At 41.4% G+C, this 22687-nt stretch carries 22 protein-coding genes; 19 read left to right on the top strand and 3 right to left on the bottom strand.

Going from position 1 to position 22687, the window contains the following annotated elements:
• Position 1 precedes the first annotated feature (1 nt).
• Positions 2-1237, bottom strand: a complete 1236-nt coding sequence (locus FAX86_RS06265) for a hypothetical protein (protein WP_144392483.1) — start codon at positions 1235-1237, stop codon at positions 2-4.
• 164 nt (positions 1238-1401) lie between these two features.
• Here FAX86_RS06265 and mnmG point away from each other — a divergent pair, with 164 nt between their 5' ends.
• From mnmG to FAX86_RS06170, 19 genes are all read left to right on the top strand, one after another.
• Positions 1402-3291 carry a tRNA uridine-5-carboxymethylaminomethyl(34) synthesis enzyme MnmG gene (gene mnmG / locus FAX86_RS06260; protein WP_144392482.1) on the top strand — a complete coding sequence of 630 codons (1890 nt, stop codon included), beginning with the start codon at positions 1402-1404 and terminating at the stop codon, positions 3289-3291.
• Entirely contained in the window at positions 3291-3932 is a 642-nt protein-coding gene (rsmG, locus tag FAX86_RS06255) for a 16S rRNA (guanine(527)-N(7))-methyltransferase RsmG (RefSeq protein ID WP_144392481.1), read from the top strand. Before mnmG ends, rsmG begins: the two co-directional genes overlap by 1 nt.
• An 8-nt stretch (positions 3933-3940) precedes the next feature.
• A complete protein-coding gene (locus FAX86_RS06250; RefSeq protein ID WP_144392480.1) occupies positions 3941-4735 on the top strand; it encodes a ParA family protein in 795 nt (264 codons plus the stop codon).
• Positions 4736-4750: 15 nt separating this feature from the next.
• Positions 4751-5659 carry a ParB/RepB/Spo0J family partition protein gene (locus tag FAX86_RS06245; protein WP_246128507.1) on the top strand — a complete coding sequence of 303 codons (909 nt, stop codon included), beginning with the start codon at positions 4751-4753 and terminating at the stop codon, positions 5657-5659.
• 327 nt (positions 5660-5986) lie between these two features.
• Positions 5987-6367, top strand: a complete 381-nt coding sequence (locus FAX86_RS06240; RefSeq protein ID WP_144392478.1) for an ATP synthase subunit I — start codon at positions 5987-5989, stop codon at positions 6365-6367.
• Between the two features lie 25 nt (positions 6368-6392).
• A complete protein-coding gene (gene atpB, locus FAX86_RS06235) occupies positions 6393-7244 on the top strand; it encodes a F0F1 ATP synthase subunit A (RefSeq protein WP_144392477.1) in 852 nt (283 codons plus the stop codon).
• A 58-nt stretch (positions 7245-7302) separates the two neighbouring features.
• Entirely contained in the window at positions 7303-7563 is a 261-nt protein-coding gene (gene atpE / locus FAX86_RS06230; RefSeq protein WP_144392476.1) for a F0F1 ATP synthase subunit C, read from the top strand.
• Positions 7564-7611: 48 nt separating this feature from the next.
• Positions 7612-8082, top strand: coding sequence for a F0F1 ATP synthase subunit B (locus tag FAX86_RS06225; protein ID WP_144392475.1), 471 nt, complete (start codon positions 7612-7614; stop codon positions 8080-8082).
• 12 nt (positions 8083-8094) lie between these two features.
• Positions 8095-8631 carry a F0F1 ATP synthase subunit delta gene (locus FAX86_RS06220; protein WP_144392474.1) on the top strand — a complete coding sequence of 179 codons (537 nt, stop codon included), beginning with the start codon at positions 8095-8097 and terminating at the stop codon, positions 8629-8631.
• Positions 8632-8651: 20 nt separating this feature from the next.
• Positions 8652-10193 (top strand): F0F1 ATP synthase subunit alpha, encoded by a 1542-nt coding sequence (gene atpA / locus FAX86_RS06215; protein WP_246128552.1) that lies wholly within the window; start codon positions 8652-8654, stop codon positions 10191-10193.
• A 63-nt stretch (positions 10194-10256) separates the two neighbouring features.
• The gene (gene atpG / locus FAX86_RS06210) at positions 10257-11117 is read left to right on the top strand and encodes a F0F1 ATP synthase subunit gamma (RefSeq protein WP_144392472.1); all 861 of its coding nucleotides are present in this window, start codon (positions 10257-10259) and stop codon (positions 11115-11117) included.
• A gap of 42 nt (positions 11118-11159) precedes the next feature.
• Positions 11160-12536: a F0F1 ATP synthase subunit beta gene (gene atpD, locus FAX86_RS06205; protein ID WP_144392471.1), complete on the top strand. Its 1377-nt coding sequence runs from the start codon at positions 11160-11162 to the stop codon at positions 12534-12536.
• Positions 12537-12561: 25 nt separating this feature from the next.
• Positions 12562-12987 (top strand): F0F1 ATP synthase subunit epsilon, encoded by a 426-nt coding sequence (locus tag FAX86_RS06200; RefSeq protein WP_144392470.1) that lies wholly within the window; start codon positions 12562-12564, stop codon positions 12985-12987.
• A 159-nt stretch (positions 12988-13146) separates the two neighbouring features.
• Positions 13147-14511 carry a bifunctional UDP-N-acetylglucosamine diphosphorylase/glucosamine-1-phosphate N-acetyltransferase GlmU gene (gene glmU, locus FAX86_RS06195; protein ID WP_144392469.1) on the top strand — a complete coding sequence of 455 codons (1365 nt, stop codon included), beginning with the start codon at positions 13147-13149 and terminating at the stop codon, positions 14509-14511.
• Between the two features lie 33 nt (positions 14512-14544).
• Positions 14545-16374 (top strand): glutamine--fructose-6-phosphate transaminase (isomerizing), encoded by a 1830-nt coding sequence (gene glmS / locus FAX86_RS06190; RefSeq protein ID WP_144392468.1) that lies wholly within the window; start codon positions 14545-14547, stop codon positions 16372-16374.
• A gap of 3 nt (positions 16375-16377) precedes the next feature.
• A complete protein-coding gene (locus FAX86_RS06185) occupies positions 16378-16986 on the top strand; it encodes a thiol:disulfide interchange protein DsbA/DsbL (RefSeq protein ID WP_144392467.1) in 609 nt (202 codons plus the stop codon).
• A gap of 189 nt (positions 16987-17175) precedes the next feature.
• Positions 17176-17943, top strand: a complete 768-nt coding sequence (locus FAX86_RS06180; RefSeq protein WP_144392466.1) for a DUF2884 family protein — start codon at positions 17176-17178, stop codon at positions 17941-17943.
• 95 nt (positions 17944-18038) lie between these two features.
• Positions 18039-18950 carry a lysophospholipid acyltransferase family protein gene (locus FAX86_RS06175; protein ID WP_144392465.1) on the top strand — a complete coding sequence of 304 codons (912 nt, stop codon included), beginning with the start codon at positions 18039-18041 and terminating at the stop codon, positions 18948-18950.
• The gene (locus tag FAX86_RS06170; RefSeq protein ID WP_144392464.1) at positions 18947-19828 is read left to right on the top strand and encodes a lysophospholipid acyltransferase family protein; all 882 of its coding nucleotides are present in this window, start codon (positions 18947-18949) and stop codon (positions 19826-19828) included. Before FAX86_RS06175 ends, FAX86_RS06170 begins: the two co-directional genes overlap by 4 nt.
• Positions 19829-19839: 11 nt before the next feature.
• Here the strand turns inward: FAX86_RS06170 and FAX86_RS06165 are convergent, their stop codons facing one another.
• Both FAX86_RS06165 and trkA read right to left on the bottom strand, forming a co-directional pair.
• Positions 19840-21288, bottom strand: coding sequence for a TrkH family potassium uptake protein (locus tag FAX86_RS06165; protein ID WP_144392463.1), 1449 nt, complete (start codon positions 21286-21288; stop codon positions 19840-19842).
• A 22-nt stretch (positions 21289-21310) separates the two neighbouring features.
• A complete protein-coding gene (gene trkA, locus FAX86_RS06160; RefSeq protein WP_144392462.1) occupies positions 21311-22684 on the bottom strand; it encodes a Trk system potassium transporter TrkA in 1374 nt (457 codons plus the stop codon).
• Between the last annotated feature and the right edge of the window lie 3 nt (positions 22685-22687).

Here is a 22687-nt window from a genome sequence, read left to right as displayed (position 1 = left end):
TTTACTTCTTTAATTTCTCTACGGCTTTTACTTGAGATGGTCTAAACCGAACTTCAGCAAAACCACCAGACTCTCTTATTTCTAGTTTTACCGTATATCGAGAGACAGATTTAATTTTTCCTATGAACTCTTTTCTATTTTCATCCATTAACATTATGCGTTCGCCAATAAGTGCTCTTAACTGTGATAACGATGGCGAATAAATAATATCTCTTTTGGGCTTTGAATCTTCAATAACTTCCGATTCATTCTTTGAAGCTTCTTCCAAATCCGTTTTACTTCGGTCGATGATCGATTCGACGGCTCGACCATTGATATTTATCGAAACACCTAATTTGTCAATGAAGGCTGCTAGATTTAAATCCTGGTATTCATTAAGTCTTATTCCAGTTAAAGGGTTCAGTGTAAAAGCTAAATTTTCAGGTGTTTGAATAAACTGCTGATATTTCTCTTTTAGTTCCTCACTCGCAACAATCTTCCTTTCTTTGAATAACTCCAGTAGTGACTGATAGTGTTGCTTTTTATAAAGCTCTATGGGTTGATCGTTCAAATACGCACAATACTTGTCCCTTATGGATAAAAACTTAGGATTAAAAATAATCCACTGACCGTAAACTAGATAAGGAGATTTATCACTGGTAGGTCTCACATCGTTAAACTCAAACTGCCATTCAAAGGAAGCAAAGTCGTGTAACTTCAAGCTACTTTGAACCTCCAGATTTTCAGCAATAGAATCAAAGTCGAACTTTAACTCTAGTTCACCATTTAACTCTGTAATATCGTTATAAAGTAGGTCACTAAATTTAAAGTCGTTTTTATCTCCACAACCTGCTGCAAAAATTTGCAGCAGTCTCAATTGACTGGGAGCTCGTAGGGTATTTGCAAGAGAACTTACAGGTATCGTTACTCCAGACAGTTGAAAATCGCCTTTAGGTAGGTATAAGCTAAGAATGATATTTTCTTCTAAATCCAACAGTGAAGTTAGTTTATCCGGCGTAAACTCGAGTTTATCGGCAGTCATTAATTGGCCGTACTGGCCATGACTCAATTTAATGTTCGTTAGAACAACATTTCCTTTGGAATTAAGAAAGTGCTCTTCATGAGTAAAGAGATATTCTGGTGGTAATTCTTTAACTGCGGTGTTGATCAGGCTGCCCAATTGTTGCAATCCTAAGTAACCAGCGAGAAATATTATCAACGCAATTAAAAGCAGTACCTTAAACAGCTTTTTGAACATCTACCTGATCCTAATTTAATTATTTTCTGAGTTAATATACGATATAAAAATCAATAGCTTATCCTACTTTATAGCAGATAAACGCATTAAATGTTTAGACGACGTTCAAAATTTAGGCAAAGTCAGGTAAAATCGGCGCCCCTCTTATTGAAGTGAGCAGTTAAATGCGATTCGCAGAGCAGTTTGATGTGATTGTTATAGGTGGTGGCCATGCTGGTACTGAAGCCGCACTGGCTGCTGCTCGCATGGGATCTAAAACACTCCTTTTGACACATAATATCGAAACATTAGGTCAAATGAGTTGTAATCCCGCTATTGGTGGTATTGGTAAAGGCCATTTAGTAAAAGAAGTGGATGCATTAGGTGGAATAATGGCGACAGCCATCGATAAAGGTGGCATCCAATTTCGAACCTTAAATGCTTCTAAAGGCCCAGCTGTAAGAGCGACACGTGGTCAGGCTGATAGAGCCTTGTACAAAGCTGCTATTCGTGAAGCGCTTGAAAATCAGCAGAATTTGAAAATATTCCAACAAGCTGCCGATGATATTATTATCGAGAATGATCGAGTCGTGGGTGTAAAAACCCAAATGGGGCTAGATTTTTACGCTCGGTCAGTTGTTCTGACGACGGGAACTTTTCTTGGCGGAGTTATTCACATTGGATTGCAAAATCACAGTGGCGGTCGAGCTGGAGATCCACCATCGATTGCTCTGGCTAACAGACTGAGAGAATTACCCTTTCGCGTTGATCGCCTAAAAACCGGTACTCCACCGCGAATTGATGCGAAAAGTATCGATTTTACGCAATTAGAAGCTCAGCCAGGTGATGAGCCAACTCCAGTATTCTCTTTTATCGGTTCGCAATCTGATCACCCTAAGCAAGTGAATTGCTGGATAACTCACACAAACGAAAAAACTCACGATGTTATCCGAGGTGGTTTAGATCGATCGCCTATGTATTCAGGTGAAATAGAGGGCGTTGGTCCCAGGTATTGTCCCTCTATAGAAGATAAAATCATGCGATTTGCTGATAAATCATCTCATCAAATATTTGTAGAACCTGAAGGACTGAGTACTCATGAGGTGTATCCCAATGGTATCTCAACAAGTTTACCTTTTGATGTTCAGTTAGACTTTGTGCGTTCAATTAAAGGATTTGAAAATGCTTTCATAACTCGACCTGGTTACGCCATTGAATATGACTTTTTTGATCCTCGAGACTTAAAGAATACGCTCGAAACCAAGTTTGTCTCCGGGTTATTTTTTGCCGGACAAATCAATGGAACTACCGGGTACGAAGAAGCTGCAGCGCAAGGTTTACTTGCGGGTCTTAATGCTTCGTTGCAAGCGCAGGAAAAAGACGCTTGGTCACCGCGTCGCGATCAAGCCTATCTAGGTGTTTTAGTTGACGATTTAATCACTTCTGGTACCAAAGAGCCTTACCGAATGTTCACCTCGAGAGCAGAATATCGACTGCTTTTGAGAGAGGATAATGCGGATCAAAGATTGACTGAAATCGGTCGTAACCTTGGTTTAGTCGATGATCATCGTTGGTCTTTGTTTAGTGAAAAGATCGACAACATAAAATCTGAAAAAGAACGATTTAATAAACAATTTATTCAAGTTGGAAGCGAACAGGCGAAAGCGCTAGAGCAACATATTGAAAAGCCTTTGAGTCGTGAAGCCCGCCTAATGGATCTATTAAAGCGACCGGAGCTTACTTACTCTGACTTGGTTGCAATTGAAGGGATTGGACCTGGCGTGCAAGATCCACAAGTGGCATTTCAGGTTGAAGTTGATGCGAAATATGCGGGTTATATTTCACGTCAAAAAGAAGAAATCGACCGCAGTTTGCGCTACGAAAATGCGCCTTTAGCTGACAATTTAGATTACAGTGATATTAAAGGTTTATCGTCTGAAGTGGTGCAAAAGTTACAGCAGTTTAAGCCAGAAACGGTTGGCCAGGCTTCACGTATATCAGGGGTTACTCCGGCAGCGATTTCTTTAATACTGGTTTATTTGAAAAAACGTAATTTGCTGAGAAAATCTGCTTGATGAATTTGCAAGAAAAAATCGCCCAAGGTGTAAAAACTTTGGGTTTGAGTGTTAGTGAGCACCAATTATCACAGTTTTATCAGATTATTGAAATGCTCATCAAATGGAATAAAGCTTATAACTTAACAGCGATTCGAGAGCCTGAACAAATGGTGATTACTCACCTGCTCGATTCGCTTTCCATTGCGAACCATTTAAATCCTGGTGTTGTTTTAGATGTTGGCACCGGACCTGGGTTTCCTGGTATTCCTCTGTCGATTTTATTTCCGGAAAGAGACTTTTTTTTACTCGATAGTAACGGAAAAAAAACGCGTTACCTCAAACAGTTAGTGTTTGAGATGGATTTTAAGCGAGTGTCAGTGCTAGACAGTCGAGTAGAAGAATGGCAACCTGAAAGACCATTCGATGTAATAGTTAGCCGAGCATTCGCTAGTTTGGATAAAATGATTGGATTGACGGACCATCTTCTTGCTAAAAATGGTGTTTGGCAGGCTATGAAAGGCGAAGATCCTGTTGAGGAGCTAGCCAAATTACCTGAAAATATAGAGGTGGTTTCGATTGATCGGTTGGATGTTCCTAACTTAAGAGCCGAGCGACACTTGGTGACATTAAAGAAAAAAGATAGCATCAGCGAATATTGAGGTTCATAGTGGCAAGAATCATAGCAATCACCAATCAAAAAGGCGGCGTTGGTAAGACAACGACTAGCATTAATTTAGCTGCATCCCTGGTTGCGACTAAACGTAACGTGCTACTGGTTGATTTAGATCCTCAAGGTAATGCTACGAGTGGTTGTGGTGTCGATAAAAACCAACAAGAGAAGAATGTTTTGGATGTTTTGTTGGGCGATTTAAAAGCAACCGATGTCGTTCAACGAGCGGAAAACGGTGGCTTTGATTTGTTAGCCGCAAATGGCGATTTATCGGCAGCTGATGTTCACCTCATGGAACTGGAAGATAAAGAATCCAGATTGAAAAAAGCGTTATCTGAAATTTCCAGTCGCTACGATTATATTTTTATTGACTGTCCTCCTTCGTTGAATATGTTAACGGTGAATGCTCTAGTGGCTGCGAATTCAGTTCTGATACCAATGCAATGCGAATATTACGCATTGGAGGGGATTTCGTCTTTAATGGAAACGATTCAGCAGATTATCGAACATGTAAATCCCGAATTAGAAATCGAAGGAATCTTACGTACCATGTATGATCCCCGAAACCGACTAGCGACAGAGGTTTCAAATCAACTTCACGAATATTTCGGTGAGAAAGTTTATCGCAGTGTAATCCCAAGGAACGTTAGATTAGCTGAAGCACCGAGTTATGGGATGCCTGCTTTGCAATATGATCGCTTGTCTTCTGGAGCAAAGTGTTATCTGGCACTTGCTGGAGAAATGATTCGACGACAAGAACAAAAAACTCCCCCTGCGGTTGCAGCTCAATAATTTTAGGAAATCATCATGAGTAAAAGACTCGGTCGTGGTTTGGACGCTTTTATCAGTAAAAAGATAGCCGAAAACAAATCATCAGATTCTTCGAGTAACACTGAAGCGGCAACTGAAAAGGATGACATAAAGGGAGAATTAAGAAAACTTCCTATTGAGTTTTTGCAGCCTGGACAATACCAGCCTCGAAAGATTATGACCGATGAGGCCCTTGAGGAATTAGCTGAGTCTATTAAAGCGCAAGGTGTTATTCAGCCCATAGTCGTCCGAGCGGTAGGCTCGAATAAATTTGAAATAATTGCTGGAGAACGACGTTGGCGTGCGGCTCAAATAGCCAAGTTAGATAGTGTTCCTGCTCTCGTTAAAGATGTTCCTGATGAAGCCGCAATAGCGATGGCGCTTATCGAAAATATTCAGCGTGAAGATTTAAATGCCATCGAAGAAGCTACAGCATTACAAAGGTTGATGGATGAGTTCGGTTTAACCCATCAACAAGCGGCGGATGCGGTTGGAAAAAGTCGAACAACAGTTACCAATTTATTACGATTACTGCACTTGAATGAGCAATGTAAAACGCTACTTGAACGTGGCGACATAGAAATGGGACATGCCCGTTCGCTACTCTCTTTGGATAAACAACAACAGTCTGATATTGCGAGAGTAGTTGTCGCTAAAGGTCTCACTGTTCGAGAAACTGAAAAGTTAGTACGTAAAACACTCAATCCTATTAAGGTTAATAATCCTGTCAAAGAAGAAGATCCTCATATTTCTTCACTTGAACAAAAAATTACGGACAAGTTTGGAGCTCCAGCAACGTTGCAGCATTCTCCGAAAGGTAAAGGTAAATTGGTTTTAAGCTATAACAGCCTTGATGAGCTCGATGGAATACTTGAGCAAATGGGCTTAAAAGAAGAATTTTCTTAGCTCACCAAATTTTACTGTATAAACTTTAGGCATTTGTTGATTGGATTTTTGATTTAGGTACTCTTGTTCCAGAAAAAGTTTAGTTGTTCAACGAACCTACATCTCGAGTACAACTCGATCAGAAACACCACATGTTGATATGTTATCGATGTATCTCAGTTTGACTCTAGTCACATCGTGCATAATCGCCTGTTACTTTAATACCCCTTTCCTTTTTCGGTTGAACTGGCGTCTTTAAAAATCTATAATTTGCCGGAATTTTTATAATCAATTGAGAATTATTCTCAGTTGATAAAGCGATAAACAAATAATAAGCAGGCCGATTGAATGTCGCAATCGATGACAAAAAAAGGACAATCAATCGCCTATCGAGCCTTAGCTTTTCAGTTTGCTCTAGTAGTTCTGGCATCGATAATCGCTTTGTTTTGGGGGTTAAAAATATCTTTATCGATATTTGCTGGTGGAATGATCAGCATTATCCCATCTCTATTGTTTGTTTATATCGTTTTTCAACACTCTGGTGCTCAGCAATCTCGTAAGGTTTTGCATGGGTTTTATAAAGGAGAAGCCATTAAAATTCTCCTGGCAGTGGTGTTGTTTGTGGTTGTATTAAAAACGTTGCCTGTATCGGCAGCAGCAAGTCTTATCGGTTTTATGGTCGCTGTCACAGGTCAAATGATAGCGCCCTTTCTAGTTAAGACGACGTAACTAAACTTCGAATGCGGAAGAGAATATGAGCGCAGAAAGCAGTTCAGGTTATATCAAGCACCATTTGCAAAATCTTCAAGTGTGCTCAACTGAAAATGGTTGGGTATGGAACACCATGGAAAACATGGAATGCAAAGGTAACTTTTGGACTTTTAACATTGATACCATTTTCTTCTCAGTTTTCCTTGGTATCTTATTCTTATGGCTGTTCCGCAGTGTTGCAAAGAAAGCGACTCAAGGCGTTCCTGGAAAATGGCAGTCCTTTGTTGAAATTGTTTACGATTTCGTAGATTCAAACGTTAAAGATACTTTTCATGGCAAAAGCAACCTGATAGCACCTTTGGGTATGGCAATTTTTGTCTGGGTATTTTTAATGAACTTTATGGATTTAATTCCGGTTGACTGGTTGCCCGGATTGGCCGGTTTAATGGGTATCGATTACTTGAAGGTTGTACCGACAACCGATGTTAATGCTACTTTCGCAATGTCCATTTCAGTCTTTATTTTGATTGTCTTCTTCAGCATAAAAATTAAAGGCATCGGTGGTTTTACTAAAGAGTTGACTCTTAACCCATTCAATCACCCGATTGCGATTCCTTTTAACTTCATATTAGAAGGTGTTGCTCTTCTGGCAAAACCTGTTTCTTTATCACTTCGATTGTTCGGTAACATGTACGCAGGCGAGTTAATCTTCATTTTGATTGCTTTGATGTATGCAGGAACTTTCGATGGGTTCGGTGGTGCTTCTCTAGGTATCTTCGGTGCACTGCTTCATTTTGTCTGGGCTGTTTTCCATATTTTGGTAATTACGCTTCAGGCTTTCATATTCATGATGCTAACTATCGTTTACTTAAGCTTGGCACACGAAGATCACTAGGTTTTTAGATTTTACTTTTAGTTTTAAACATCAATATACCTTTTAGTAGGAGAAAATAATGGAAACAGTAATCGGCTTTACCGCAATCGCAGTAGCTATCCTGATCGGTTTAGGCGCATTAGGCGTTGGTATCGGTATGGGTCTTTTAGGTGGTAAATTCCTAGAGAGTGCTGCTCGTCAGCCAGAGCTTGCACCTATGCTTCAAGTTAAAATGTTCATCGTCGTTGGTCTTCTTGATGCGGTAGCGATGATCGGTGTTGGTATTGCGTTGTTCTTCACCTTCGCTAATCCCTTCATTGCTCAATTCCAAGGTGCCTAAGCGATAACTCCGCAGTCCGTTGAATAAGACATATATAGGAGTTTTATAGTGGAACCGAATGCAACGATAATCGTACAAACAATCGCTTTTATTGCGTTTGTTTGGTTCACAATGAAATTCGTTTGGCCTTTGCTAGAAACAGCGATCACTGAGCGTCAAGGTAAAATCGCAGAGGGCTTAGCAGCCTCTGAAAAAGGCGCTCATGATTTAGAACTTGCGAAAGAAAAAGCTGCGCAAATTCTTAAAGATGCAAAGGCAGAAGCTGCTGAGCTGATTGATCAGGCTAAGAAACGTCATTCTGAAGTTGTTGAGACTGCTAAAGATGACGCACGTTCTGAAGCCGAGAAAATCAAAAAAGGCGCTCAAGCCGAAATCGAACAAGAAGTTAATCGAGCGCGTGAACACTTACGTGCGCAGTTAGCAACTCTTGCAGTTGCTGGTGCTGAGAAGATTCTTGAACGTAACATTGATGCTGCAGCTCAAAACGACATTGTTGAAAAGCTGGTCGCAGAACTTTAATAAGGGTGGACCATGGCTGAATTTACCACAGTAGCGAGACCTTATGCCAAAGCGGCATTTGAGCATGCTATGGCGGGCAATGCGTTAACCAATTGGTCCGATATGATTGGTTTTGCAGCCGCTGTTGTTGCCGACGAGCAAATGCAGATGCTATTGAATAGCCCGCATTTAACGAAAGAGCAACAACGTGACGCCATGTTGAAAGTTTGTGAAAGCAAACTGGATGCTCAAGGGCAAAATTTCTTAAAAATCTTGTCCGAAAATAACCGCTTATTGGCGTTGCCACAAATCGCAGAAATATATGAGTTCTTGAAAGCTGAGTTTGAAAAAACGATTGAAGCTCATGTAACTTCTGCTGCTGAACTGACAGCTGAGCAACAAGATAAGTTAAAACAGAAGCTGGCTTCAAAATTAGGGCGACAGGTCAATATCGACGTTACAGTTGATTCTGATTTACTGGGTGGCCTGGTCATCGAAGCTGAAGATATGGTCATTGACGGTTCGGTACGCGGTAAGCTTGCCAAATTGTCAGAGACGCTGAAAGTATAAAAGGAATCCAGAGCATGAGTATGCAACTGAATCCATCTGAAATTAGCGAGTTAATTAAACAACGGATTAATGAATTTGAAGTTGTTTCTGAAGCTCGTAATGAAGGCACTATCGTCAGCGTTTCTGACGGTATTTTAAAAATTCATGGCCTTGCGGATGCTATGCAAGGCGAAATGATCGAATTACCTGGCGGCAAATATGGTCTTGCTCTTAACCTTGAGCGAGATTCAGTCGGTGCCGTTGTGCTAGGCGATTATTCAGGAATTTCTGAAGGTCAAAAAGCGAAATGTACAGGTCGTATTCTTGAAGTTCCGACCGGAGAATGCATGTTAGGTCGTGTTGTCGATGCATTGGGTAATCCAATTGACGGCAAAGGCCCTATCGAAGGTGCAACGAATTCTCCAGTAGAGAAAGTTGCTCCCGGTGTTATTTCACGTCAGTCAGTTGATCAACCTGTTCAAACAGGTATTAAGTCTATCGATGCGATGATTCCAGTTGGCCGAGGCCAGCGAGAGTTAATCATTGGTGACCGTCAAACTGGTAAAACGGCTATCGCCATCGATGCGATCATTAATCAGAAAGGTACAGGTGTTAAATGTATCTACGTTGCTGTTGGTCAAAAAGCATCAACAATTTCTGGTATCGTTCGTAAGCTAGAAGAACATGGAGCAATGGAACATACCGTTGTTGTAGCGGCCGGTGCATCTGATGCAGCTGCTTTACAATATATTGCTCCATTTGCAGGTTGTTCGATGGGTGAGTATTTCCGGGACCGAGGTGAAGATGCGTTAATCGTATATGATGATTTAACGAAGCAAGCTTGGGCTTATCGACAAATTTCATTGTTACTTCGTCGTCCTCCTGGTCGAGAAGCTTATCCTGGTGATGTTTTCTATTTGCACTCTCGTTTACTTGAGCGAGCTGCTCGAATTAACGCCGAGCACGTCGAGAAAATTACTAACGGTGAAGTTAAAGGACAAACAGGTTCATTAACCGCCCTACCAATTATCGAAACGCAAGCTGGTGATGTATCTGCATTCGTACCGACAAACGTAATTTCGATTACTGATGGACAAATATTCCTTGAAACTGACTTGTTTAACTCAGGCATACGTCCTGCGGTTAATGCCGGTCTATCTGTTTCTCGTGTTGGTGGTGCAGCTCAAACAAAAATCATCAAAAAGCTTGGTGGCGGTATTCGTCTTGCGCTAGCCCAGTATCGTGAACTTGCAGCATTTGCTCAATTCGCTTCTGATCTTGATGAAGCGACTCGAGCTCAGTTAGAGCATGGTCAACGTGTTACTGAATTGATGAAACAAGCTCAGTACTCTCCTATGTCTGTCGCTGAAATGGGTGTTTCTCTATACTCTGCGGAAAAAGGCCACTTGAAAGATGTTGAGTTGGACAAGATTGGCGATTTTGAGTCAGCGTTGATTGATTATATGAATAATCAACATAAAGACTTGATGGACAAGATTAATGACACTGCTGGTTTTGATGATGAGATCGCAGCGGCATTAGAAGAAGCTGTCACTAAGTTCAAATCAACTCAAACTTGGTAATTGAATTGTCGGAGGCCTATTTGCCTCCTTTAATTTATTGTTTGAGAGATATAGGAAAAGATTATGGCCGGCGCTAAAGAGATTAGAACGAAAATTGGGAGTATCAAAAACACCCAAAAAATCACCAGTGCCATGGAAATGGTAGCTGCCAGTAAAATGCGTAAAGCACAAGATCGCATGGCCGCTACTCGTCCTTACGCCAAACGTATTCGCAGTGTAATTGGCCATTTGGCTCATGGTAATACTGAGTACCAGCACGCGTTTATGACAGAAAGAGAAGCTAAACGAGTCGGCTTCATTATTGTTTCGACAGACCGAGGTCTTTGTGGTGGCTTGAACATTAACCTGTTCAAAAAAGCCATGACGGAAATGAAACAATGGCATGATCAAGGTGTAGAAATTGATTTGTGTTTGATTGGCTCAAAAGCATTAAGCTTCTTTAAGCGGTTTGGCGGTAATGTAGTTGCTCAAGCGACTACATTAGGCGACGCACCTCAAGTGAGTGATTTAATTGGTGCAGTTAAAGTGATGTTGGATGCCTACAATGAAGGTCGAATTGATCGGATATTTATGGCCCAAAATGACTTTGTAAATACCATGACTCAGCAACCTGAGGTCAACCAATTGCTACCGATTGTCCCAAGTGAAGATGATGAGTTAAAGCATCATTGGGATTACATTTATGAACCTGATGCAAAAGCTTTATTAGAAGTTTTATTAACGCGGTACATTGAGTCTCAGGTTTACCAAGGTGTTGTTGACAACATTGCATGTGAGCAAGCAGCACGAATGGTAGCAATGAAAGCAGCATCAGATAATGCTGGTGATTTGATAGACGAATTGCAACTGGTTTACAACAAAGCGCGTCAAGCAGCGATCACTCAAGAGCTTTCTGAGATCGTTGCCGGTGCAGCAGCAGTTTAGTAGGTCAGCAGAAGAATTAAATTTGGTTAAGAGGACTGTGATATGAGCAGTGGTAACATTGTTGAAATTATCGGTGCGGTAATCGACGTGGAATTTCCACGTGACAATGTACCCAAAGTATATGACGCGTTGAATGTGGGCGGTAGTGAGATCGTTCTTGAAGTTCAACAGCAACTCGGTGACGGTGTTGTACGTTGTATTGCGATGGGTTCATCAGACGGTATGAAGCGCGGAATGGAAGTTTCAAATACAGGTGCTCCAATTCAGGTACCAGTAGGAAAAGAAACTCTTGGACGCATTATGGATGTTCTTGGTAATCCTATCGATGAAAAAGGCGATATTGGTGAACAAGAGCGTATGTCTATTCATCGGAAAGCGCCTTCTTATGAAGAGCAAGCCGCTACCAACGAACTTTTGGAAACAGGTATCAAAGTTATTGACTTAGTATGTCCGTTTGCGAAAGGTGGTAAAGTCGGTCTATTCGGTGGAGCTGGTGTTGGTAAAACCGTAAACATGATGGAATTAATCCGTAATATTGCGATTGAGCATTCGGGTTATTCTGTATTTGCCGGTGTTGGTGAGCGTACTCGTGAAGGAAACGACTTCTATCACGAAATGACCGATTCTAACGTAATCGACAAAGTATCTTTGGTTTATGGTCAGATGAATGAACCACCCGGAAATAGATTGCGAGTTGCCTTAACGGGTTTGACCATGGCTGAAAAATTCCGTGACGAAGGTAGAGACGTATTATTGTTCATCGATAACATCTATCGTTACACTCTAGCAGGAACAGAGGTATCGGCTCTTCTTGGTCGTATGCCTTCTGCGGTCGGATATCAGCCAACACTTGCTGAAGAAATGGGTGTTCTTCAGGAACGTATTACCTCGACTAAAACGGGATCGATCACCTCGATTCAAGCGGTATATGTACCTGCAGATGACTTAACGGATCCATCTCCAGCAACTACATTTGCTCACTTAGATGCAACTGTTGTACTTTCTCGTCAAATTGCTGAGTTAGGTATTTATCCTGCGGTTGACCCACTTGATTCTACATCTCGTCAACTTGACCCACTTGTTATTGGTCAAGAGCATTATGACGTAGCTCGTGGCGTTCAGTCAGTTCTTCAGCGTTACAAAGAATTGAAAGACATCATCGCCATTTTGGGTATGGATGAGTTAAGTGAAGAAGACAAGCAAGTGGTTGCGCGTGCTCGTAAGATTCAACGTTTCCTATCTCAACCATTCTTCGTTGCCGAAGTATTTACTGGTGCACCAGGAAAATACGTACCACTGAAAGAAACTATCAGTGGCTTTAAAGGCATCTTAAATGGTGAATACGATCATCTGCCAGAACAGGCTTTCTACATGGTAGGAAGTATTGAAGAAGCAGTTGAAAAAGCGAAAAGTCTTTAAGACTTAATTTGAAGGGATGAAGAAAATGCCATATACGTTTCATCTCGATATCGTCAGTGCCGAAGAAGAAATTTTCTCCGGCACGGTGGACATGCTTGTTGCGCAAGGGGAATTGGGTGAACTGGGTATTGCACCTGGTCACGCTCCTCTTTTAACTACCCTGAAACCAGGGCCGGTGAAAGTAACAAAGCATGGTGGCGACGAAGAGTTTTATTATGTTTCCGGCGGCATGCTGGAGGTGCAGCCTCATGTAGTGACTGTACTAGCGGATACTGCTGTCCGTGCGAACGACGTCGACGAAGCTGCTGCTCTTGACGCACAAAAAGCTGCTCGCCAAGCGTTGAGCGATCAATCCGCTGAGATTGAGTACTCTAAAGCTGCAGCAGAACTTGCTGAAGCCGCGGCACAGTTACGTACTTTGCAAGCTATTCGCAAAAAAGCAGGTAAATAAAGGATATATATATCTTTTCACAGTCCAATTTAAGGGAGGCTCGCCTCCCTTTTTTGGTTGTCTTGCTTGTGCCCTATTCCATTTATTTGAGGGATGAGGCAAGATAACGAACCAATTTTAAAGTCTTCTATTAATCACCGAACTTAAAAGGGATACTGTATGGGATTAAGCGTCATTATACTTGCCGCGGGCCAAGGAACTCGAATGCGATCGAGTCTACCAAAAGTGCTTCACCCTATTGCTGCCAAACCCATGCTGCAGCATGTTATTGAAACGTCTCAAAGCCTAAATGCCGATAGTATTTATGTCGTTTATGGTCATGGCGGAGATACTGTTAAAACAGCGATGTCTGATTTTCCAGTCAAATGGGTAGAACAAAAAGAGCAGCTTGGTACAGGGCATGCGGTTGATCAAGTAAGTGAGTACTTAAATGATGAAGACGACGTACTGATTTTATACGGCGACGTTCCCTTAATTCATCACGACACTTTATTTGAATTACTGTCGATAAAAGATGCCTCCGGTGTAGGCTTGTTAACTAATATTATGGTGGACCCTACCGGCTATGGAAGAATCGTACGTAATGGTGATAATAAAGTAACCGGAATTGTTGAGCAAAAAGACGCATCTGAAGAGCAACTTGCCATTACCGAAATAAATACAGGTATTATGGCTGCGAATGCTAAAGACATGAAAAACTGGTTGTCTCGTCTTAGTGATGATAATGCTCAGAAAGAATTTTATTTAACGGACATTATTGGTTTTGCCTCGTCTGATGGTCGCGATATTGTGACGGCTATGCCTAATGATTCCAGTGAGGTTGAAGGCGTAAATAACCGTTCTCAGTTGGCACAGCTAGAACGTACCTACCAACTTACTCGTGCTAAAGAATTACTTGAAGGTGGCGTTACTCTAATCGACCCACAACGCTTTGATATTCGTGGAAAAATAACGGTGGCTCCAGATGTAACTATTGACGTTAACGTTATCATTGAAGGCGAAGTAGTCATTGAAACTGGCGCTTATATTGGCGCGAATACCATTCTGAAAGATTGTACTATTGGAGCCAACTCGGAGATTAAAGCGAATTCCATCATTGATTCTGCGAAGGTTGGTTCCTCATGCACAGTAGGTCCTTTTGCTCGTTTGAGACCTGGAACAGAATTAAAGAACGATGCTCATATCGGTAATTTCGTTGAAGTGAAAAAATCGGTACTGGGTAGTGGAAGTAAAGCCAATCATTTGGCTTATATTGGTGATGCGGAAATTGGTGAAAAAGTAAATGTTGGCGCTGGAACGATCACCTGTAATTACGACGGTGTCAACAAACACAAAACGATAATCGGCGATAATGCATTTATTGGAAGTGATACACAGTTAGTTGCGCCTGTGACTATCGGTAAAAATGCGACGATCGGAGCAGGCAGTACAATTTCGAAAGATGTGTCGGACGACGTTTTGTGTATCTCTCGTGTTAAACAGAAAGAAATAGCAGACTGGAAACGACCGGTCAAAAAGAAGTAAGCAAAGTAGAACATTTGATGGAGTAATCAAACCATGTGTGGAATTGTGGGTGCAGTAGCACAACGGGATGTGGCAGAAATATTAATTGAAGGGTTACGTCGACTTGAATATCGTGGATACGATTCAGCAGGCGTAGCTATTTTGAATAACAATGATATTCAACGAGTTAGACGATTAGGCAAAGTTAAAGAGCTTTCTGATGCTTTAGAGGTATCTCCTCTTCCTGGTAGTACAGGCATTGCTCACACTCGTTGGGCAACTCATGGTGAGCCCAGTGAAGTTAATGCCCATCCTCATATTTCTGGTAGTGACTTCGCAGTTGTTCACAACGGAATCATTGAAAACCATGAGGAGTTAAAAGAGCAGTTAAAAACAAAGGGATATGAGTTTGTTAGCGCGACAGACACTGAAGTTATTGCCCACCTAATCGCCGAAGAGTATAAAAATTTTAAAGATTTATTAAAAGCTGTCCAATCTGCTGTTAAACAACTTGAAGGCGCTTATGGCGCCGTTGTTATGAACCGTAATAACCCAGAAGAGTTAATCGTCGCTCGATCGGGCAGTCCTTTAGTTGTCGGAAAAGGTATAGGAGAGATGTTTGTAGCTTCTGACCAACTGGCTCTGCTACCTGTAACACGTCAGTTTCTATATCTCGAAGAAGGCGAGGTTGCCAGAGTAACGCGAACTACTCTCGATATCTATGATACTGATGAAAAATTAATCGAGCGCGATTTCGAAGAATCTTCTGTTCAACATGACGCTGGTGATAAAGGTCCATATCGTCATTTTATGATGAAAGAAATTCATGAACAGCCAGAGTCAATCGCTAGTACGCTTGAAGGTCGAATAATTAACGGCGAAATAACGAGCGAAATTTTTGGCGTTAAAGCCAAGGAGATATTTGACGAAGTCGAAGCCATTCAAATAGTTGCTTGTGGCACCTCTTTTCACGCTGCCATGGTTACAAAATACTGGTGTGAATCATTAGCGAATATACCCTGCCATGTCGAAATTGCCAGTGAGTACCGTTATCGAAAAAGCTTCACTCCACAAAAAGCGCTTTTTATTACCATTTCTCAATCTGGTGAGACCGCAGATACTTTGGCGGCCTTAAGACTCGCAAAAGAAAAAGGATTTATGGCGTCGCTCACAGTATGTAATGTGCCTGGATCTTCGCTTGTTCGTGAGTCAGATCTAGCATTTATGACGCGAGCCGGAGCAGAAATAGGTGTAGCGAGTACAAAAGCTTTTACAACTCAACTGGCAGGATTACTCATGCTAGTTGGCTGTATTGCTAAACACAAAGGATTAAGTGAATCTGAGCAAGCTGATATTGTTCATGCGATAGAAGCCATTCCACGCGAGATACAAAAAGCATTAGAGCAAGATTCCCTCATTGAGCAGCTTGCTGAAGATTTTTCAGAGAAGCACCACAGCTTATTTCTCGGACGCGGTGAACAGTATCCGATTGCAATGGAAGGAGCTCTTAAGCTTAAGGAGATTTCCTACATTCATGCTGAAGCTTATGCCGCTGGCGAACTCAAACATGGTCCACTTGCTTTGATTGACCATGAAATGCCCATCGTCGTTGTTGCACCCAAAAATGAACTTTTGGAAAAATTGAAATCTAATATGGAAGAAGTGCGTGCGCGTGGCGGTCAGCTTTATGTATTTGCTGACAAAGATGCGCCGTTTAAAGAGGAAGATGGTGTAAAAGTTGTACGTGTTGAATCAGCTCATGATATTACAGCACCGATTATTTATACTATCCCATTACAATTATTGAGCTATCACGTCGCTGTCATTAAAGGTACCGACGTTGATCAACCAAGAAACCTGGCTAAATCAGTCACTGTGGAGTAATACATGCCAAAAATAAATGCACTCTTCGTATTGATCTTATCTTCATTTGCTTTAATGAGCGTTAATAGCTATTCCATCGATTTGGAAGAAGGTGTTCATTACGATGTTGTTAGCGCAGGAAAAAGCGCGAAAAAACAGGTTAAAGAATATTTTAATTATGGATGCGGAGGTTGCTATAAATCAGAAGCTCTTGCAGACATGATTAAAGTCGCTATTCCGAAAGATGCAAAGTTTAATTACGTGCCTTTTGAGAATCATCCTAGTTGGAAGATTTATGTCGAAGCTTACTATATCGCCGACATGCTAGGAATCACGAAAGAAGCACACAAAGCGATTTTTCATCAAGTTCATGTAGAAAAAAAGGCCATCCCTAATAAAGATGCGTTGAAAGAACTTTTTGTTAAGTTAGGAGCTGATGAGAAACGATTTGATCAAGCTGCCAACTCTTTTATGCTTAACTCTAAAGTGAGTAAAGCAAGAGAAGAAGCGAAGCAACATAAAATCTTATCGACTCCAACCTTTGTTGTTAACGATCATTACAGAATTAATAGTCGTGCTTTCAAAACTAACAATGAATTAATTGATGCCGTAAACGAACTAATCAATCGATAAGTGACTCAGGCCTCGCTTTCTATGGGGCATTTATACCTATTATAAGATTGATAACTTTTTCTTTTCTAGTTCTTTAAAAGGGCTCCTTTAGGAGCCTTTTTACATATTCTGTTACATTCCACTATTTATTTCCTCAAACTTTATGAGCCCCCTTTTCGACTAAGAGAATAATCACTACAGGAGGGTTTTATGAAACATACGATTAACAAAGTTATTTTCTGTACGGCAAGTTTGTTTGCGGGTTTTGCTAGCGCATCAAACATAAATTGTAATATGGATATGCCTTTTGACATTGAAATCGATGAGCGCGAAGTCTCTATCTCCAAAGAATCTAAAGAAATTTTATTAATTGATGATAGCAATCAATTATTTATTCATGGGAAAAAACAGTCGCTTAATACTGAACAAGAGCAACTCGTGACTGAAATGGGTGATGGTTATCGAAACCTATTACCTGCAATTGCTGCCGTTGCAGCAGAAGGAGCTGAGATTGGGGTGAAAGCAGCCACCATGACATTGAATGCATTGTTTGTGGATGATCCGGAGTTTAATGGCCAAATGCTAAAAAAGCTTGATGGTATCAGTGAGACAATTAAGGAAAATATCAACGCAACTCAATTCAACGGTACTTTGATTAGCCATGACAGCTTGGGAGACAAACTGGACAACGAAATCGGCGCGTTAGTTGAAGAGGCTGTATCCAAAGCAAGCGCAAAGACTATATTAACTGCAGTATCACAAGTATTTAGCGGTGATGAGGAAGAACTTAATGACTTAGAGTTTCGAATGGAAATGTTTTCTGCCGATATGGAGGCTGAAATAGAAGCCAGCGCTGTCCATCTTGAGCTGGAGGCTGAAAGGCTTTGTTTAGAAGTTGCTAACCTGGATCTGATAGAAACTAAACTTCAAGCGGCATTACCAGCCTATCAATCGATCGATTTAATTCACTCGAATTAGTCGCAATTTATCGGTCTTAGCCTGACTGTCGTTGGTAGTCAGGCTTGAGTTGGCTTAAAATAAGCGTTTATGCATATTAAGAACAACTGAATTGAATGACCGAATCTAACCAACCGTCTACGTCTTTCAAATTAATCATTGTCATTTTTATCATTCGAATGATAGCGAGTCTCCCGTTTTCTGTTGCGCGAGGATTAGGAAAAGTCATTGGGTTTTTAACCTGGATTTCGAAATCTCGTGATGTTCGTGTGACGATTCGCAATATTGAAATATGTTACCCCGATAAAGACGCTTCTTGGGTGAAGAAACTGGCCAAAAGAAGTTGCATTCATTCTGGTATGGTGTTTTTTGAATCTTGCTGGATATGGCAGCGTCCCAATAAAAAAGTGGCTGACAAAATTGTCGACGTTGAGGGATTCGAACTGATTGAACAAGCACAAAAAAACGGGCAAGGATTGATTTTGACCGGGCCTCACTTAGGAAACTGGGAAGCGCTTTTGGCTTGGGGTGGTATGAACTTGCCTTCTTCTTGTATGTACCGACGTCCCAAAATCGATGCGCTCGACCCTTTAATACGGAAAGCCCGATCAAAATCAGGTGTTGAGTTGATTATCGGTGAGCGTTCTAGTGTGCGTCAGATGCTTAAAACATTAAAGTCAGGACAATGTTTTTTGTTACTGTCTGATCAGAACCCAGCGAAGAACGCTGGCGTCTTTGCGCCCTTTTTTGAGCGCCAAGCATACACGATGGTTTTAATTCAGCGATTGATAGAAAAGACCGAATCAAGCTTACTGTTTTTTTACGCCAAGCGAGTCAAAAATGGATTTAAAATAATTATTGAGCCCGCAAACTTTACTACTCAAGGACTGTCTCAAGAAGAGTTCGCGACTTATTTAAATCAGGGCCTTGCAGGTCAAATCAACCAATGTCCAGAACAGTTCGAATGGTCTTATCGTCGTTTTCGTCCTCAGCCTGAGGGAATAAAGCCTGTCTATAAAGATTTATGAAAAATTTCTTTGTTAAGTCTGTTGCAAGATTAGTCGCTATTCTTCCATTTAATTTTGTGAGGTGGCTTGGATGGCAGTTTGGGCGCTTACTCTATTGGACTCGCTCTCGCCATTTCCGAACGACGATTAAAAACTTAGATTATTGTCATTTACCAGAACTAGCTGATAGCCAGCAGGTTATCGCCCGCGAAAGCTGCCGGCATACTGGTGCAATGGTCTTGGAGTCTTTATGGATTTGGCAAAGATCCAATCAGGATACTTTAAAGCTGGTTGTTGAGGTTGAGGGTGAAGCTTTGTTGAAACAGGCAATTTCACAGAATAATGGCGTAATTCTTACTGGCCCTCACTTTGGTAACTGGGAGCTGATTACCTTGTGGGTTGCTCAGTTCTACGAAACATCAGCGATTTACCGAGCTGCAAAACTTGAATCGATTGATCAAATAATTCGTAAGGGTCGTTCAAAGACCGGTGCAAAGCTTATTACTGGCGAACGCAAAAACGCTCGAAAGATTCTCACGGCACTTAAGAGAAATGAAGTTTTTGTTGTTCTTTCTGATCAGGAGCCAGAAAAAGGAAGCGGTGTGTATGCACCTTTTTTTGGGCGTCCGGCTTATACAATGACTTTACCGGCCAAGTTAATACAAAAAACCGGTGCGGCATTACTCACGTTTGATTTTAAGCGTGTCAAAGGGGGATTTAAATTAACCATTGGTCCGGCTGACTTTGCAAGTATCCATCAATTGGATGAGCTAACGTTTTGTCGTGAATTAAATGCCACGATAGAGCAGATTATCAAAAAGGATTTAGCCCAATTTGAATGGGGATACAAGAGATTTAAAACGCCGCCTGATGGCGATTATGATTTTTATCCTGAGTAATATTTAAAAAGTCATCGACGCCAAAATGCTGGTGTTAATAAAACGAGAAGAGTGAATATTTCCAATCGTCCAAATAACATGGCAAGGCTCAATAACCATTTTGCGAGATCTGAAATATTAGAATAGTTTTGAGCTACCTCTCCTAGGCCTGGACCGAGGTTATTCATACAGGCGGCTACAGCAGAAAATGCTGTTACTTGATCCATTCCATCAGCAATGAGTATCAACATAATAATAACGAAGATTGCAACATAAGTAGCGAAAAATCCCCAAACGGCATCGGACACTTTTTCGGACAGAATTTGCTTTCCTAACTTGACGCGAAAAATAGCATTAGGATGTATTAATTTACGTATTTCTCGCATTCCTTGTTTGAATAGTAATAGGAAACGAATGACCTTGATTCCTCCGCCAGTTGATCCGGCACAACCACCAACAAAACTTAAAAAGATTAATAACAAAGGAAGGCTTCCTGGCCAGGCAGAAAAATCACTGCTGGCAAAGCCTGTTGTCGTTCCTATTGAGATCGTGTGAAAAATGGATTTATAAATAGACTCTTTAAAGTTAAATTGCTGTGAAGCAAAAAGCCCAATAAAACAAATAACCGCCACGGCAACCATCAAGGTTATATAGGTTTTAAATTCTGGATCTCGACTGTAGGGTTGTATGCTGAGTTGTCGATATGCGACAAAATGTAATGAAAAGTTAACTCCGGAAATAAGCATGAAAATACTGCAAATAACTTCTATATTTGAGCTTTGAAACCATCCTATACTGGCATCGTGCGTTGAAAATCCGCCAATCGCGACAGTAGAAAAGCTGTGGCTGATAGCATCAAAAGGTGTCATTCCTGCTAACCAATAACTAACACCACAGGCGATGGTTAAACCTAAATAAATAAACCAAAGTGCTTTTGCAGTACCTGCTATTCTGGGGGTAAGCTTTGCGTCTTTAACTGGGCCTGGTGTTTCAGCTCGATAAAGCTGCATACCTCCGATACCGAGCATTGGTAGAATCGCTACTGCCAAAACGATAATCCCCATACCGCCTAACCATTGCAGTTGTTGACGATAAAATAATATGGATTTTGGTAAATTATCTAAGCCAGATATTACGGTGGCGCCCGTTGTGGTTAATCCTGAAAATGACTCAAAGACAGCATCAACCAAATGAAAGTTTTTGATATCTGCCAGATAAAGCGGAATAGCACCAAAAAAACTCAGTACAGTCCAAAACATAACAACAATTAGGAATCCATCGCGAGTTTTTAATTCTGCTTTAACTTTACGGTTAGGCCAAAATAAGAGTAAGCCGGTGATAAGACTCATGAATAAAGCAGTAACGAAATTAGAAGACGAGGTGTCGTGATAAATGACAGAAATGATGATCGGAGGAACCATGGTGGAACTGAATAGAACCAGCAAGATACCTAATATTCTTATAACGACACGACGTTGCATAGATTAATTGTCACGTAACAAATTAGAAGAACGCAAAGTCGACTTGGAACAGCTGTTCGACATCGCTAATGTATTTTTTGTCTACCAAAAACAAAATGACATGGTCATCAGATTGTATGACGATGTTATCGTGAGCGATAAGTACTTGCTCGTCACGAACAATCGCACCGATACTAGTTCCGGGTGGTAAATTGATCTCGCCGATTGCTCGACCAACCACTTGCGATGTCTGTTCATCGCCGTGAGCTATTGCTTCAATAGCTTCAGCAGCACCTCTTCTCAGCGAGTAAACATTAGCAACATCACCACGGCGGATATGCGTTAACAAACTACCGACAGTCGCTTGTTGTGGTGAAACTGCTATATCGATTTCTTGTCCTTGCATTAGATCGACGTAGGCCGAACGGCTAATCAACACCATTGTTTTTCGCGCGCCCATTTTCTTTGCCAAAATCGCAGAGAGAATATTTACTTCGTCGTTGTTGGTAACGGCAACAAAAACATCAATATCTTCAATATTCTCATCGCTTAGCATGTCTTGATTTGCTGCGTCGCCTTGTAAGATCAAGGTGTCATCTAGTTGCTCAGAAATGAGTTGAGCCCGTTTTACGCTGTGTTCGATAATTTTTACCTGATAGTCTTCCTCTAGCAGCTTTGCCAGACCAAGTCCGATATTACCTCCACCGGCAATCATGATGCGTTTGTATGGTCGTTCAAGCCGTTGCAGTTCGCCCATCACCGAACGGATATGATTTCTCGCAGCAATGAAGAATACTTCGTCGTCAGCTTCGATAACCGTACCACCGGTGGGCATAATAGCTTGGCCTTGACGAAAAATCGCAGCGACTCGAGTATCTATGGTTGGCATGTGCTCCTTTAAAGCAGACAATGCGTTACCAACCAACGGGCCGCCATAATAGGCCTTTACGGCAACCATTCTGACTTTACCGCCTGCAAAATCAACAACCTGAAGTGCGCCAGGATTTTCTATCAAACGATAGATCGACTGAACAACCAATTGTTCGGGACTGATTACAACATCAACTGGAATCGCATCAGTTTGGAAAAGATCTTTTTCTGAAAGGTAATTAGCCGATCTGACCCGTGCTATTTTGCGTGGTGTGTGAAATAAAGAATAAGCGACCTGGCAGGCAATCATATTGGTTTCATCACTATTCGTGACAGCAATAAGCATATCAGCATCTTCTGCCCCGGCTTGTCGTAATATATGGGGAAAAGAGCCGCAGCCGACTATGGTTCTAAGATCCAGATGATCTTGCAGCTCTCGCAAGCGTTTCGCGTTGGTATCAACAACGGTTACGTCGTTGTCTTCACCTGCAAGGTTGACTGCCAATGTGCCGCCGACTTGTCCAGCACCCAGTATTATGATTTTCATTGC

Source organism: Pleionea sediminis (genome assembly GCF_007570825.1).
GTDB lineage: Bacteria > Pseudomonadota > Gammaproteobacteria > Enterobacterales > Kangiellaceae > Pleionea > Pleionea sediminis.
The sequence above is the reverse complement of the archived record's forward strand: the minus strand, read 5'-3'. Positions and strand labels throughout refer to the sequence as shown.

Bases quoted from the DNA above. Each gene is read 5' to 3' on its own strand.
- FAX86_RS06265 (WP_144392483.1), bottom strand. From the start codon at position 1,237: ATGTTCAAAAAGCTGTTTAAGGTACTGCTTTTAATTGCGTTGATAATA.
- mnmG (WP_144392482.1), top strand. From the start codon at position 1,402: ATGCGATTCGCAGAGCAGTTTGATGTGATTGTTATAGGTGGTGGCCAT.
- rsmG (WP_144392481.1), top strand. From the start codon at position 3,291: ATGAATTTGCAAGAAAAAATCGCCCAAGGTGTAAAAACTTTGGGTTTG.
- FAX86_RS06245 (WP_246128507.1), top strand. From the start codon at position 4,751: ATGAGTAAAAGACTCGGTCGTGGTTTGGACGCTTTTATCAGTAAAAAG.
- FAX86_RS06240 (WP_144392478.1), top strand. From the start codon at position 5,987: ATGTCGCAATCGATGACAAAAAAAGGACAATCAATCGCCTATCGAGCC.
- atpB (WP_144392477.1), top strand. From the start codon at position 6,393: ATGAGCGCAGAAAGCAGTTCAGGTTATATCAAGCACCATTTGCAAAAT.
- atpE (WP_144392476.1), top strand. From the start codon at position 7,303: ATGGAAACAGTAATCGGCTTTACCGCAATCGCAGTAGCTATCCTGATC.
- FAX86_RS06220 (WP_144392474.1), top strand. From the start codon at position 8,095: ATGGCTGAATTTACCACAGTAGCGAGACCTTATGCCAAAGCGGCATTT.
- atpA (WP_246128552.1), top strand. From the start codon at position 8,652: ATGCAACTGAATCCATCTGAAATTAGCGAGTTAATTAAACAACGGATT.
- atpG (WP_144392472.1), top strand. From the start codon at position 10,257: ATGGCCGGCGCTAAAGAGATTAGAACGAAAATTGGGAGTATCAAAAAC.
- atpD (WP_144392471.1), top strand. From the start codon at position 11,160: ATGAGCAGTGGTAACATTGTTGAAATTATCGGTGCGGTAATCGACGTG.
- FAX86_RS06200 (WP_144392470.1), top strand. From the start codon at position 12,562: ATGCCATATACGTTTCATCTCGATATCGTCAGTGCCGAAGAAGAAATT.
- glmU (WP_144392469.1), top strand. From the start codon at position 13,147: ATGGGATTAAGCGTCATTATACTTGCCGCGGGCCAAGGAACTCGAATG.
- glmS (WP_144392468.1), top strand. From the start codon at position 14,545: ATGTGTGGAATTGTGGGTGCAGTAGCACAACGGGATGTGGCAGAAATA.
- FAX86_RS06185 (WP_144392467.1), top strand. From the start codon at position 16,378: ATGCCAAAAATAAATGCACTCTTCGTATTGATCTTATCTTCATTTGCT.
- FAX86_RS06180 (WP_144392466.1), top strand. From the start codon at position 17,176: ATGAAACATACGATTAACAAAGTTATTTTCTGTACGGCAAGTTTGTTT.
- FAX86_RS06175 (WP_144392465.1), top strand. From the start codon at position 18,039: ATGACCGAATCTAACCAACCGTCTACGTCTTTCAAATTAATCATTGTC.
- FAX86_RS06170 (WP_144392464.1), top strand. From the start codon at position 18,947: ATGAAAAATTTCTTTGTTAAGTCTGTTGCAAGATTAGTCGCTATTCTT.
- FAX86_RS06165 (WP_144392463.1), bottom strand. From the start codon at position 21,288: ATGCAACGTCGTGTCGTTATAAGAATATTAGGTATCTTGCTGGTTCTA.
- trkA (WP_144392462.1), bottom strand. From the start codon at position 22,684: ATGAAAATCATAATACTGGGTGCTGGACAAGTCGGCGGCACATTGGCA.